The organism is Serpentinimonas sp. SSL01 (assembly GCF_056323735.1).
On sequence record NZ_CM150487.1, the window covers coordinates 1,235,222 to 1,249,144 of the forward strand.

12 protein-coding genes and 1 tRNA gene are annotated in these 13,923 nt (G+C 66.1%); 4 read left to right on the forward strand and 9 right to left on the reverse strand.

What is annotated here, in order from left to right; all coding sequences use genetic code 11:
• Window positions 1-8: 8 nt before the first annotated feature.
• The 4 genes from ACVMK0_RS05845 (at window position 9) to ACVMK0_RS05860 (ending at window position 4,143) form a co-directional block, all read left to right on the forward strand.
• Window positions 9-1,475 (forward strand): Ni/Fe hydrogenase subunit alpha, encoded by a 1,467-nt coding sequence (locus ACVMK0_RS05845; protein ID WP_476464609.1) that lies wholly within the window; start codon window positions 9-11, stop codon window positions 1,473-1,475.
• Window positions 1,459-1,953, forward strand: coding sequence for a hydrogenase maturation protease (locus ACVMK0_RS05850; RefSeq protein WP_476464610.1), 495 nt, complete (start codon window positions 1,459-1,461; stop codon window positions 1,951-1,953). Before ACVMK0_RS05845 ends, ACVMK0_RS05850 begins: the two co-directional genes overlap by 17 nt.
• Window positions 1,954-1,979: 26 nt before the next feature.
• Window positions 1,980-2,483: a Crp/Fnr family transcriptional regulator gene (locus tag ACVMK0_RS05855; RefSeq protein ID WP_476464611.1), complete on the forward strand. Its 504-nt coding sequence runs from the start codon at window positions 1,980-1,982 to the stop codon at window positions 2,481-2,483.
• Window positions 2,484-2,625: 142 nt separating this feature from the next.
• Window positions 2,626-4,143 (forward strand): potassium/proton antiporter, encoded by a 1,518-nt coding sequence (locus ACVMK0_RS05860; protein ID WP_476464612.1) that lies wholly within the window; start codon window positions 2,626-2,628, stop codon window positions 4,141-4,143.
• Window positions 4,144-4,193: 50 nt separating this feature from the next.
• On the opposite strand, the gene ACVMK0_RS05865 is transcribed toward ACVMK0_RS05860, so the two are convergent.
• From ACVMK0_RS05865 to ACVMK0_RS05905, 9 genes are all read right to left on the reverse strand, one after another.
• Entirely contained in the window at window positions 4,194-5,420 is a 1,227-nt protein-coding gene (locus ACVMK0_RS05865; protein WP_476464613.1) for an FAD-dependent monooxygenase, read from the reverse strand.
• A 31-nt stretch (window positions 5,421-5,451) separates the two neighbouring features.
• Entirely contained in the window at window positions 5,452-6,420 is a 969-nt protein-coding gene (locus tag ACVMK0_RS05870; RefSeq protein WP_082027260.1) for a S49 family peptidase, read from the reverse strand.
• A gap of 176 nt (window positions 6,421-6,596) precedes the next feature.
• Window positions 6,597-8,432 (reverse strand): EAL domain-containing protein, encoded by a 1,836-nt coding sequence (locus ACVMK0_RS05875; protein ID WP_476464614.1) that lies wholly within the window; start codon window positions 8,430-8,432, stop codon window positions 6,597-6,599.
• Window positions 8,433-8,509: 77 nt separating this feature from the next.
• Entirely contained in the window at window positions 8,510-9,028 is a 519-nt protein-coding gene (locus tag ACVMK0_RS05880; protein ID WP_045535732.1) for a disulfide bond formation protein B, read from the reverse strand.
• Window positions 9,029-9,054: 26 nt separating this feature from the next.
• On the reverse strand, window positions 9,055-9,831 hold the full coding sequence (locus ACVMK0_RS05885) for a ferredoxin--NADP reductase (protein ID WP_476464615.1): 777 nt from the start codon (window positions 9,829-9,831) through the stop codon (window positions 9,055-9,057).
• Window positions 9,832-9,897: 66 nt separating this feature from the next.
• A tRNA-Ser gene (locus tag ACVMK0_RS05890) sits at window positions 9,898-9,990 on the reverse strand.
• A 105-nt stretch (window positions 9,991-10,095) separates the two neighbouring features.
• Window positions 10,096-11,376 (reverse strand): aspartate kinase, encoded by a 1,281-nt coding sequence (locus ACVMK0_RS05895; RefSeq protein ID WP_476464616.1) that lies wholly within the window; start codon window positions 11,374-11,376, stop codon window positions 10,096-10,098.
• 190 nt (window positions 11,377-11,566) lie between these two features.
• Complete coding sequence (locus ACVMK0_RS05900; RefSeq protein ID WP_045535734.1) at window positions 11,567-12,352, reverse strand: slipin family protein; 786 nt, start codon at window positions 12,350-12,352, stop codon at window positions 11,567-11,569.
• Window positions 12,349-13,914: an NfeD family protein gene (locus ACVMK0_RS05905; protein ID WP_476464617.1), complete on the reverse strand. Its 1,566-nt coding sequence runs from the start codon at window positions 13,912-13,914 to the stop codon at window positions 12,349-12,351. The genes ACVMK0_RS05900 and ACVMK0_RS05905 overlap by 4 nt, the downstream gene beginning before the upstream one ends.
• Window positions 13,915-13,923 lie beyond the last annotated feature (9 nt).

Genomic DNA, 13,923 nt, shown 5'->3' on the forward strand with positions numbered 1-13,923 from the left:
GAACGAACATGAGCAGAAAACTGGTCATCGACCCCGTGACCCGCATCGAAGGGCACGGCAAGGTCGTGGTGCACCTAGACGACGACAACCAGGTGGTGGACGCCAAGCTGCACGTGGTGGAGTTTCGCGGCTTCGAACGCTTCATCCAGGGCCACCCCTACTGGGAAGCACCGATGCTGCTGCAACGCATCTGCGGCATTTGCTTCGTCAGCCACCACCTGTGCGGCGCCAAAGCGCTCGACGACATGGTTGGCGTCGGGCTCAAGCAGGGCTTCAACGTCACGCCCACGGCCGAAAAAATGCGCCGCCTGGGCCACTACGCGCAGATGCTGCAATCGCACCAAACCGCGTATTACTACCTGATCGCGCCCGAGATGATGTTCGGCATTGAGGCCGCGCCCGAACAGCGCAACATCGAGGGCCTGATCGAGGCCAACCCGGAGTTGGTCAAGCGCGCCATTGCCTTGCGCAAGTGGGGGCAAGAAGCGCTCAAAGCCGTGTTCGGCAAGCGCATGCACGGCATCAGCTCGATACCGGGCGGGGTCAACAAAAACCTGAGCATCGCCGAGCGCGACCGCTTGCTCAAGGGCGACGACGGCATCATCAACATGGATCAGGTGATCGAGTACGCCATCGAAGGGCTGGAGCTGTTTTACAGTTTCCACGAGAAGCACCGCCACCATTTCGACAACTTTGGCTACGCGCCGGCGCTCGACATGTGCTTGGTCACGCCCGACGGCGACGCCGACTACTACCACGGCGATCTGCGCGTCATCGACGCCGACCGCAACGTGGTCGAGCAGTTCAACTACCACGACTACCTCGATCACTTCTCCGAAGCCGTCGAGGAGTGGAGCTACATGAAGTTCCCCTACCTCAAGGCGCTTGGGCGCGAAGCGGGTTCGGTGCGCGTGGGGCCGCTGGCGCGCATGAACATCACGCGCTCGCTCTCGACTCCGCTGGCGCAAGAGGCTCTGGAGCGCTTCCAGCACTACTGCAAGGGCAAAGCGAGCCAGATGACGCTGTATTACAACTGGGCGCGGGTGATCGAAATCCTGCACTCGGCCGAGTTGATTCGCGATCTGCTCAACGACCCCGACCTGCAAAAAGACCAGCTGCTGCTCACGCCGGCGCCGGGCTCTTGGTGTGGCGACGGCGTGGGCGTGGTCGAGGCCCCGCGCGGCACGCTGTTGCACCACTACCGCGCCAACGAAAGCGGTGAAATCACGTCGTGCAACATCATCGTTTCGACCACGCAAAACAACATGGCCATCAACCGCACGGTGCGCCAAGTGGCCCAAGACTGGCTCGGCGGCAAGGCCGAAATCACCGAGGGCATGATGAATGCGCTCGAGGTCGGCATCCGCGCCTACGACCCGTGTTTGAGCTGCGCCACCCATGCGCTGGGCAAAATGCCGCTGCACGTGAGCGTGATCGATGCCCAAGGGAGGGTGGTCGATGAACGCACCCGCTGAAGCGCTGGTCACTCTGGCCGACTTCGACCGCCCCGACGCGCTCATTTTGGGCATCGGCAACGACGGGCGCCAAGACGACGGCTTGGGCTGGGCCTTCATCGACTGGCTGGAGCAAAACGGCCTGTGCCCGCAGGCCGAGCTGCAGCGCAACTACCAGCTGCAGATCGAAGACGCCGAGCTCATCAGCCGCAAGCAGCGCGTGTTGTTCGTCGACGCCACGCTCGACCCGGCCGCCGAACCCTTCCGCCTGTACCCAGGGCAGCCGCAGTACGACTACAGCTTCACCTCGCACGCGGTGTCGATCGCCTCGATTCTGGCCACCTGCCAAACCTGCTTTGGGCGCCTGCCCGAGGTTTATGTGCTGGCCATCCGCGGTTACGAGTGGGAGCTGCAGATGGGCCTGAGCGCGCGCGCACAGCGCAACCTGCAGGCGGCGCAGCAGTCGCTTTGCCCGGCTTTTTCCACTGAAACCGTTTAATTTCCCAAACCCAAGGAGCGCCCATCATGCAAGAACGCGAAGTCGAACGCATCGCCAACCTGATTTATCAAGCGCCGCTGGGCGAATACATCGGCCGCGACGGCGCTGCCATCCTAGCCGCCCACGCCGGGCAGGAGCTGCGCCTGCAAGACCAGGATTTTCTGTTCCATCAGGGCGACCTGACCAACAGCTTTTACATCGTCACCGAAGGCCGGCTGGGCTTGGTGCGCGAAAAAACCGAGACCCGGCGCGAAATCACCGTCCACGTGCTGGGAAAAGGCGATTTGGTCGGCGAGCTGAGCTTCATCGACCAGACTCCTCACGACCTCTCGGTGCGCGCCCTGGGCAATGCCGCAGTGCTGTGCTTCAAGGCCGGCGATATCCAGCCGCTGATCACACAGCACCCGCAACTGGTCTATAACTTCATGCGCGCCGTGGTCAAGCGCGTGCATGCGGTGGTGACCACGCTGGGCCAGCACGAGATGGAGTTGCAGCAGTACATCCAGACCGGCGGGCGCGGGCGCGTCTAAAGGCCCGTGCCTTAGGCGCTCGCACGCACCCTGTGCCGTGCGGGCCGTGTGTGACAGGCGGGGGCTTTCGGGTGCCCAGCCGTCGTTGGGCTGCAGACAAAGGACCAAACCCTGGCGCAATTTCTGCTAAGGTACGGCCGTTATGCTGCTCTCACTCGATTTTCTCGCCATCCCGCTGCTGATCGCTGCCGGGTTGGTCTTTGTCAGCCTGCTGGCAGGGCTGTTTTCGGTGCGGCTCGGGTTCTCGTTCTTGGTGGTGTTTCTCATCGCCGGAATGTTGTTGGGCGAAGACGGCCCGGGCGGGGTGGCGTTCAAGGATTTCGAGCTCGCTTTCTGGGTCGGCAACGTCGCATTGGCGGTGATCTTGCTCGACGGTGGCCTGCGCACCCAATACCGCAACTTTCGCACCGGGCTCAAACCGGCGCTGTGGCTGGCCACGCTCGGGGTCGTGGTCACGGCGGCCTTGACCGGGGTGGCGGCGCATTTTTTGCTTGGCCTGAGCTGGCCGATGGCGCTGCTGTTGGGGGCCATCGTCGGTTCCACCGACGCCGCAGCGGTGTTTGCGCTGCTCAAATCCAGCGGCGTGAAGCTCAACGAACGGGTCGCGGCCACGCTCGAAATCGAATCCGGCCTCAATGACCCGATGGCGGTTTACCTCACGCTGGCCCTGATCGGCTGGGTCTTGCTCGATGCCCAAAACGCTGGGGCCGACATGGCATGGTGGTGGCCGCTGCGCGATCTGGCGCTGCAGTTTGGTTGGGGCGCGGCGCTGGGCATCGGCGCCGGCTGGGCCTTTGCCCTGCTGCTGCGCCGGCTCACCGTGTGGGCGCGCCCCAGCGGCGGCGTGCGCGCGCTGTTGCTCACCTCGGCGGGCTTGAGCGTGTTTGCCCTCACCACCTGGGTGGGGGGCTCGGGCTTTTTGGCGGTCTACCTCTTTGGCGTGCTGGTGGTCAACCGGGCCACGCAGTGCGTGGCGCCCTCGCTGTCGGCCATGGACGGATTTGCGTGGCTGGCGCAGGCCTCGATGTTTTTGCTCTTGGGCTTGCTGGTCACGCCCTCGGACACGCTCGATGTGCTGCTGCCGGCGCTGGGCGTGGTGGCCGTGCTGATGCTGCTGGCGCGCCCGCTGTCGGTCTGGATCGTGCTCAAGCCGCTGCGTTTTGACTGGCGCGAAACCGCGTTTATCTCGTGGGTGGGTTTGCGCGGCGCGGTGCCGATCGTGCTGGCGATCTTTCCGGTCATGGCTGGGGTGCAGGGGGCTGAAATCTTTGTCAGCGTGGCGTTGATCGTGGTCATGGCCTCGCTGCTGTTGCAGGGCTCGACCATCCCTTGGGTGGCACGGCGCTGCGCCGTGGCCCTGCCCGACGAAGACGACACCGTGCGCGCGCGCGAGGTGTTTGGCGACTTTGAAGTGCCCAGCAGTGCGCGCATGGCCGATTTGTGCAGCTTTTACGGCTGGCCCGCCGTGGCCGACCCAAACCAGACCGCCGCCGACTGGCTGGCCGATGCGCTGGGGCGCCCACCGGTCGAGGGCGACCACGCCAACCTCGGCGCCGCCGAGCTGAGCGTGCGCCAGATCGAGGACGGCGAAATCACGCGCGTGGGCATCCGGCTGCTGCATCAAGACGGCGCTGAGGGTGACAGCGACGACCCGGCTTGAGGCCGCTGCGGGGTCAACCCCAAGCGGCGGTCGGCCGCGCAGGATGCGTTTCAGGGCAGCGGCGGCCCAGCGTAGAGGCGCGGCACGTCGATCAGGCGCGGCCCGAGCAGGCGCATGGCGCCATCGCGGCCCCAGCGCATCGGCCCGCTGGCGTGAAAGATGGTGCCGTTGCGCTGCGAGCGCGCCTGCACCCAGGCGCAACGGCGCCAGCGCGCTTGCGCCCAGCGCTCAAGCAAGCGCGGCCAATCCAGATCGGCAGCTGCAGCCGCCCCACCCTGCGCCCCCAGCAGCCGCCCCAGCACCCAGGCGTCTTCGAGCGCCATGGCGGCGCCTTGGGCCAAGTAGGGCTTCATGGGGTGCGCCGCATCGCCCAGCAGCGCCACCGAGCCGCGCGCCATCTCGCGGGCGCCGGCCACCGGGTTGCGGCCAAACAAGGGCCACAGTCGCCACAGCGGCACGGCCTCGAGCACGCGGTGCAAATCGCGCTGCGGCAGCAAACCCATGGCCTGCCACAGCGCCTGCGGCTGCGTCGGGTGGTCCCAGCCGGCGTGCTCGGTGGGCAAATCGCCCTGCACCACCACCACCACATTGAGCCACTCGCCCGCGCGCACTGGGTAGTGTACGGCGTGCATGCGCGGGCCCAGCCAAGCGGTCACGGCGGTCTGGCGCAATTCGGGCGGCAGGCGCGTCATCTTGACCAAGCCGCGGTATGCCAAGTGGCCGCTAAAGCGCGGCGTGGCGTCGCCCAGCAGCTGCTCGCGCACGCGGCTGCGCAAGCCGTCGCAGCCCAGCAGCGCGGCGGCGCTCCAGCTTTGCCCGCTTTGGGTGCGCAGCTCCAGCGGGCCACCCGCTTCAGGCGGCAGCTGCACGCCCTCGATGCGCTGCAGCAGGTGCATGCCCGTGCCCCCTTCGGCCTGCAGCGCCTGCAGCAGCAAGGCGTGCAAATCGGCGCGGTGGATGGTGGCATAGGGCGCGCCATAAAGCCGCTGGGCGCGCTCGGCCAAGGGCAGATGCCCTAGGCTGGCGCCGCTGGCCGCGTCGCGCACCAGCAGATCGGTGGGGAAGGCCGCGACCTCGTTCAGGGCGGCTTCCAACCCCCAGTCGCGCAGCACACGCACGGCGTTGGGCCCGAGCTGGATGCCCGCCCCCACTTCCGAGAACTGCTCGGCCTGCTCCAACACCTCGAGCTGCAGGCCCGGGGCTGCACGGCGCAGCGCCAGTGCCGCACCCAAGCCCGCCAGCCCGGCGCCGGCGATCAGTACACGCGCTTCATCCATGTTTTTTTACAACCGACTCACGCTGCGGCACTCAGCGCAGCGTCCAGCCCCAGTCGCGCAAGGTCTGCACCGCGGCCTCGCCCGCACCCGAGCCAAAGCGGCGCGCCAACTGCTGCGCCACGTTTTCGCGCTGGGTGTAGTCGATGATCAACTCGGCTCCGATGACGTCTCGCGCCACCGACGAGACGCTGCCCAAGCCATCGGCCAGGCCTTTGTCGACCGCGCGCTGGCCGCTCCAGATCAGGCCGCTGAAGGTCTCGGGGGTTTCGCGCAGGCGCTCGCCGCGGCCCTTGCGCACCACGTCGATGAACTGCTGGTGAATGTCGTCGAGCATTTGCTGGGTGTGTTGCACCTGGGCCTCGTTGGGCGGGCTGAACGGGTCCATAAAGCCCTTGTTGGCGCCGGCGGTGAGCAAGCGCCGCTCGACCCCGACCTTGTTCATCAGCTCGGTAAAACCAAAGCCGTCCATCATCACCCCGATGCTGCCCACCAAGCTGGCCTTGTCCACGTGGATGGCCGTGGCGGCCGAGGCCACGTAGTAGGCTGCGGAGGCACCCACTTCCTCAATCACGGCGTGCACCGGCTTGTCGTGCAGGGCGCGCAGGCGGTGGATTTCGTCGGCGATGATGCCCGCTTGCACCGGCGAACCGCCCGGCGAGCTGATCAGCAGCAGCACGCCCTTGGCGGTCGGCTCCTCGAACGCCGCGCGCAAGGACTCAACCACCGCGTGCGCATTGGCGGGGGCGTCGGAGGCGATCACGCCGCGCACCTCGATCAGCGCCGTGTGCGGCTGCGTCAGGGTGGCGCGTGTGGCGTAGTCGCGCATCAGCATGGCAACAATGAATACAAAGACGCTCAGCCACAGCAGGCGAAAAAATATCCGCCAGCGGCGCGCTGCGCGTTGCTCGCGCACCGTCGCCATAAGCAATTTTTCTAGCGTGCTGCGCTCCCAATCGGGGGGCGATTTGTTGGCGCTCGGCGCCGGGGTGGCTTCGTCCATGAGGGTGCAGGTGTGTGGGTAGAGCAAACGACTCGCTATTGTCGCTGCAGGTCGATCGAAAAAAAGCGCGCCGCTTTCAATGCCACGCAAATCGCTGTGGCTGCCAACTTTGAGGCTGTGCGAAGGGGAAAGTTTTGATCAAAAAAACCGAGCCCACCTTGGCCGCACCACCAGCCTCAAGAACCGCGATTATCGGCTTTGGCGTGTGCCTGCAACTTGGGCGCCTGTTCGAGCAGATACACCCCCGCGCGGTTTTGTTTGGCGTGGTGTTTGGCGCTGGCGGCCGCGTTGGCCACGCTCTCCGCGTCGCGGTAGCGCCCCGGTGCGATCTTGACCACGCCTAGGCTGACGGTGGTGCAGGGGTGAAAACGCAACTGGCCGTTGCGGTCTTCGGTGCGCACACCGCCGGCAATCTGGTCGGCCGGGTCAAAGAGGTTGACCGCGTTGCCGTTGAAGGTCTGCACCGCGCGCTCCAGCCGCTCCTTCCAGTCGGGGCTTTGGAGCAGCAGCACGAAATCGTCGCCGCCCACGTGGCCGATGAAATCGCGCCGCGGGTCGCAAACGGCTTGCAGACACTCGGCTTGCAAGCGGATCATGGCGTCGCCGCGCCAGTAGCCGTAGTGGTCGTTGAAGGCTTTGAACTGGTTCAGGTCGGCGTAGCAGGCGATGAAGTCTTGCTGGTTGTCGAGCAGGCGCTGGATGTGCAGCGTGATCGGGATGTTACCGGGCAAAAAAGTGAGCGGGTTGGCGTGGCGCGCGGCCTCGATGCGCGCCTCGGTCACCATGCGCACCAAATCGGCCCCGGTGCCCAAGCCCCGGTACAAGCCGCCTTCGGTGATGACAAAGCCCTCGGTGAGGTAGCGTTGATCGGCAGAGGTCAGGATTTCGGTCAGGTTTTCGAGCGGCGTGTGGATATCGACCAGCAGGGGGTCGGGGTTGGCGTGCATGCGGCAGGGCCTGTTGCCGTAGATGTCGCGAAAAAAGATCTGGAGGAACAGGTCCTGCAAGGTCTTGCGGCTGATCAGCCCCACCGGGCGCTCGCCCTCGATCAAGGGCAGCGCATGCAAGCCCTTGTGTTGCTTGAATATGTCGGCCACCAGCTCGTGGCTGGCTTGGGCACCGACCGTGGGCGCCTCGATCAGCAAGGCGCGCGCCGTCAAGCCCCGGTTGCTGACTTGCTTTTGCAACGGCAACACGCTGATCTGGCGGCTGCGCAACACCCGCTCGGCGTCGGGCAACGGGGCGGCAGCTGGGCTGGCTTGCGGTCGCCCGAGATAAAAGCCCTGGGCGTATGACAGGCCCAGATCGCGCAGAATTTCCAGCTCATCGGCCGTTTCAACCCCTTCGGCCACCAGTTTGCTGCCAAAGGTTTCGGCCAAGCGGCTCAGGGCCTGCACGGTTTGCAACTTGTGGCTGTGCTGGTTGACTTGGCTCACAAAGTATTTGTCGATCTTGACGTATTCGGGGTGCAACTCCGACCACAGCCGCAGGCTAGAGTGCCCATCGCCAAAATCATCGAGCGCCAGCGCCCCGCCGTGGCGCCGCAGGCGCTCGATCACGCCGAGGATGGCGCCGATGTCGGTGACCCGCTCGTGCTCGGTGAGCTCAAGCACCAGCGACGACAGCGACAAACCCAAGGCTTGCGCGTGGTCGAACAGGCGCACGATCTGCTGGCGCTCGGCGGCCTGAACCAGCACCGAGGCACTGACGTTGAGAAACAAGCGCCCGGTGCGTGCGCTGCGGCTCCAATACCACAGGGCCCGAAACAGGCATTCGAGCTCGAACTCGAGCGTCTGGTTTTCACTTTGGGCCGAAGCCAGCAGCTCGAGTGGGCCGATCCACGGGCTGCCGTGGGGTGGCCGCGCCAAGGCTTCGTGGGCATAGACCGAAACCCCGGCCAAATCGACGACGGGCTGAAAATGAACCTGCAGCGCCGCGCTGTCGATCAGTTCACGGATGCTGCAAATTTGCCCATGCCCGGAGAGCAAATCGGAATCGGAGTGCGTGCGCATGATCCAAACCGCCCCTCAATCAAATCAAGGCCTTGATTGTGGGCGGCCCGCATGACAAAACGGTGAAAAAAGCTGGGCTATCGAGCGCGCCGGCGCAGCAAGGCCACGAACAGCGCCAATGCCAGCAGCGCCATGCCGGTGAAAACCAGAAACGACCAGTTGGCGATGGTCAGGCCCAGAAAGATCCAGTCCACCTTGGCGCAGTCGCCGCTGCCACTGAACAGCATGGGGATCACGCGCTCGAGCGGGAAGCTGGCAATCATGCCGTAAAAATCGCGCCCGCAGGTCACGAACTCGGGCGGATACCACTGCAACCAGCTCTGCCGGGCGGCGGTGAAGGCACCAAAACCCGCCATGAGCACGATCGCCACCGAACCCGCCAGATGCACGCCGCGCTGCGGAAAAGCGGCGGTGAGCAGCGCCAGCAGCATGACACCGAGCAAGGCGTAGCGCTGCACCACGCACATAGGGCACGGCTGCAAGCCCACTACGTGTTGCAGGTACAGGCCGTAGCCAAACATACCCACGCACACCAGCGCCAGCAGCAGCAGCCAGCGGCGCGGGTGTTGCACCAAGGCGTCAAAAAAAGTGGTCATAAGTGTTGAGGATAGCGCACCAACGCTCAACTTTCAACGAAGGCACGCTCGATCACGTAGTCGCCGGGCGTGCTGGTGTTTCCTTCCACGAACTGGCGCTCTTCCATCATGCGCTTGAGGTCGCGCAGCATCTCGGGGCTGCCGCAGATCATGACCCGGTCTTGTGCCGGATCCAGCGCCGGCAACCCCAAGTCGGCGGCCAGTTTGCCGTTGGCGATCAGGTCGGTGACGCGGCCGCGGTTTTTGAAGGGTTCGCGCGTCACGGTCGGGTAGTAGCGCAGTTGCTGGCTCACCATCTCGCCCAGAAACTCGTGCCGGGGCAAGTCGACGGTGATGTAGTCGAAATAGGCCAGTTCCTTGACTTCGCGCACGCCGTGCACCAGCACCACTTGCTCAAACTTTTCGTAGGTGGCCGGGTCGCGGATGATGCTCATCCACGGCGCCAGCCCGGTGCCCGTACCCAGCAGATACAGGCGTTTGCCCGGCAGCAGGTAGTCGATCAGCAGCGTGCCGGTGGGTTTGCGCCCGACCACGATGGTGTCGCCCGGCACGATGTGCTGCAAGCGGCTGGTGAGCGGGCCGTCGGGCACCTTGATGCTGAGGAACTCCAGATGCTCTTCGTAATTGGCGCTGGCGATGCTGTAGGCGCGCAGCAAGGGCTTGCCGCCCTCGGTGCGCAGCCCGATCATGGTGAAGTGGCCGTTGGAGAAGCGCAGCGAGGGGTCACGCGTGGTGGTGAAACTGAACAGCCGGTCGGTCCAGTGGTGAACGGTGAGAACCCGTTCTTCGTTGAATGCGCTCATGGTCGGGAATTTGGGGCGGCTGGCACGCAGCTTGGGGCTTATGCAGGTCAAGGCCCGTGCCGCAAATGGCGGAGTGAGAGGGATTCGAACCCTCGATGCGGCTCTACACCGCATACTCCCTTAGCAGGGGAGCACCTTCGGCCTCTCGGTCATCACTCCAGAGCTTGCGATTATGCCCGAAAACCAGCCGGCCCCCAGCGCGCGCTGCGCTTAATTCGTGCCTTGCGGCTGCGCGGCTATGGGGCGGGCAGGGGCGATTGCCTTTCAGATTTTCAGGCTGTCGGCAGGTTGGTCGAGGTCGAACTCGCGGTGCAGGGCGCGCACCGCCAGCTCCATGTATTTTTCGTCGATCACCACCGAGGTCTTGATCTCGGAGGTGCTGATCATCTGGATGTTGATGCCCTCCTCGCTCAGGCAGCGGAACATGCGGCTGGCCACGCCCACGTGGCTGCGCATGCCGATGCCGACGATGCTGACCTTGCAGATGCGCGCATCGCCCAGCACTTCGGCCGCACCCAACTTGGGCAGCACTTGGCTGCGCAGCAACTCGAGCGTTTTGGCGTAGTCGTTGCGGTGCACGGTGAAGCTGAAGTCGGTCTTGCCGTCTTTGCTGATGTTTTGGATGATCACATCGACTTCGACGTTGGCCTCGGCCACCGCGCCCAGAATCAGGTAGGCGATGCCGGGGCGGTCGGGCACGCCGAGCACGGTGATCTTGGCTTCGTCGCGGTTGAAAGCGATGCCGGAGACGACGGCTTGTTCCATGGTTTGCTCATCCTCAAAAGTGATCAGGGTGCCCGACTGGGCTTCGGTGTTCAGGTCGATGTCCCAAGGCGTGAAGCTCGAGAGCACGCGAATCGGCATGCGGTACTTGCCGGCAAACTCGACCGAGCGGATTTGCAGCACTTTGGAGCCCATGCTCGCCATTTCGAGCATTTCTTCGAAGCTCACGCGCGCCAGGCGCCGCGCCTCGGGCACCACGCGCGGGTCGGTGGTATAGACGCCATCGACGTCGGTGTAGATCAGGCACTCGTGCGCGCCGACGGCCGCCGCCACCGCCACCGCCGAGGTGTCGGAGCCGCCACGGCCCAGCGTGGTGATGTTCCCGCCCGCATCCACACCCTGAAAGCCGGTGATGATGACCACCCGGCCGGCCGCCAAATCGGCCTTGATGCGGGCGTCGTCGATGGCTTCGATGCGCGCCTTGGTGTAGGCGCTGTTGGTGCGGATGGGCACCTGCCAGCCGCAGTAGCTCACGGCCTCCAGCCCTTGGGCTTGCAAGGCAATGGCCAGCAGCGCCGACGAGGCCTGCTCGCCGGTGGCCGCGAGCTGGTCGAGCTCGCGCTCGTAAGCGCTGCTGGCCGAGGCCGGGGCCAGCTCTTTGGCCAGCGCCAGCAGGCGGTTGGTTTCGCCGCTCATGGCGCTGGGCACCACGACCATCTGGTGGCCGGCGCGCTGCCATTTGGCGACGCGCAGGGCCACGTTGCGGATGCGCTCGGTCGAGCCCATGCTGGTGCCGCCGTACTTGTGAACGATGAGTGCCATGAGAGGGGGTGCGGTGGAATGAGGCCCAGCGCAGCAAAAGCCGCCGCCACGGGCCTAGGGTGCAAAACCTAAAATTATAAATGGCCTAAGGCCGGCTACGACACCTACAGCCTTGTCCCACGACGCATCAGCCTGAACGCGGCGCGTGTTTTCAAGAGGGTGCAAGATCCGGGCCTGACCGTATGCGCCCTCAGCTTGGCGGCGACGCCGGTCGGTCTCCAGCGGACTGCAGTCGCGACAGCCATTGTGAGAACTCGGTCGGGAACGGGAAGACGATCGTCGTGCTGTTTTGCGTGCCGATCGCGGCCAGCGTGCTGAGGTAGCGCAGCTGCATCGCTTCGGGCACCTCGCCGAGCACGCGGGCGGCTTCGAGCAGCTTGCGCGCGGCCTGCTCCTCGCCCTCGGCGTTGATGATCCGGGCGCGCCGCTCGCGCTCAGCCTCGGCCTGCCTAGCCATCACGCGCACCATGGTCTCGCCGAGGTCGACGTGCTTGAGTTCGACGTTGGCGACCTTGATGCCCCAGGTGTCGGTCTGGGCGTCGAGGATTTCCTGGATGTCGGCGTTCATCTTGTCGCGCTCGGACAGCAGCTCGTCGAGCTCGTGCTTGCCGAGCACCGAGCGCAGCGTCGTTTGCGCCAGCTCGCTCGTCGCTTGGTGGAAGTTTTGGACTTGGATCACCGCTTTGTCGGACTCGACCACGCGGTAATAGACGACGGCGTTGACCTTGACCGAAACGTTGTCGCGCGTGATCACATCTTGGCTCGGCACATCGAGCACGGTCACGCGCAAGTCCACACGCACCATCTGCTGGACGTAGGGCACGATCAGGACCAGTCCGGGGCCCTTGACGCCGGTAAAGCGTCCAAGCGTGAAGACCACGCCGCGCTCGTACTCGCGCAGGATGCGGATCGCCATGCCGAGCACGACGAAGGCCAAGATGACGAGGGGCAGCAGGAAGGCCAGGTCGAAGATCATGGCGGGCTCCGGGTGGGGTCTGGTTTTGATTCTAACCCGGTGGGTCCGGGCACTGTGGGCGGGACTGTGGGCGTTTGTGCCGCCACCTGCAGCCGCAGGCCGCGAATCTCGACCACGCGCACCTGCTGGCCGGTCTGCAGGTCGGTCTCGCCGCTGGCCTGCCAGCGCTCGCCGGAGGCCAGTACATGGCCGGTGCTGCCGCTCCAGTCGAGCACCTGCGCCGTGTCACCGATCAGGGCCTGGGTGCCGGTGACGACGCGGTGCCGATGCGAGCTCAGCGCCAGCCGCGCGATCAGCAGCGACAGCGCTAAGCTGGCCAGCGCGATGCCCAGAATCAGCGGCAGCGAGACGCCGTAGCCCGGCACATCGGCGTCGATCAGCATCGTCGAGCCGAAGACGAACGCCACCAGCCCGCCGATGCCCAGCACGCCCACCGAGGGCGTGAAGGCCTCGGCCAGCATCAGCACCATGCCCAGCAGCAGCAGCGCCGCACCAACTTGGCTGACGGGCAGCACGGCCAGCGCGTACAAGCCCAGCAGCAGACTGATGGCGCCGACCGTGCCGGGCAGCAGCGCGCCGGGGTTCATGAACTCGAACAACAGGCCGTAAACACCGACCATCAGCAGGATCAGCGCGACGTTGGGGTTGGTGATGACCGCCAGCAGGCGGGTGCGCCAGTCGGGCTCGAGCGCCTCGACGGCCAAGCCGCGCGTCTCGAGCACGACCCGGGCCTCGCCCACGCGCACCTCGCGGCCGTGGGCCTGGGCCAGCAGGTCGGCGGTGTCGGCGGCGATGAAGTCGATGACGTTGAGCGCCAGCGCCTGCTCGGCCGAGACACTGGCGGCTTCGCGCACCGCACGCTCGGCCCAGTCGGCGTTGCGCCCGCGCAGCTCGGCCAGCGAGCGGATGTAGGCCACCGCATCCTCGACCACCTTGGCCTCGCGCGCGTCGCGCCGGGCCGGCGCCGGGCGCACGGGCTCGGCGGGATGGTCGGGAGTGGCCACCGGCGGCGCCACCGTGACTGGTGCGCCCACGGGCGAGGGTGGCGCCGTAGGCGCCGACGGCGCGTCGGCCGGCCGCCCCGGCAGCGGCAGGCCGCCACCGCCGCCAACCTGCACCGGGGCCGCCGCGCCGATGCTGGTGCCCGGCGCCATCGCCGCGACGTGGCTGGCATAAACGATGAAGGTGCCGGCGCTGGCGCCGCGCGCGCCGCTGGGCGCGATGTGGGTCAGCACCGGCAGCGGCGAGGCGAGGAGCGCGCGCACGATCTCGCGCATCGAGGTGTCGAGCCCGCCCGGGGTGTCGATGCGCAGCACGACTGCGGTGGCGCCGCGCTGCTGCGCGCGGGCCAGCCCACGCACGACGTAGTCGGCGCTGGCCGGGCCAATCGGGCCGTCGATCGTCAACTGCACCGCAATGCGCGGCGCGGCCGCTGGCGCCGGGTCGGCGGCGCCTAACGTGGCGACCAGCCCCAGCCAGCCCACTGCCAGCAGCAGCAGCCAAGCCAACACCGGCAGCGGCCGGGGCGCGCGGCGAGTGTGGGGCGGGGGCGAAGCGCTCATCGTGCAGCA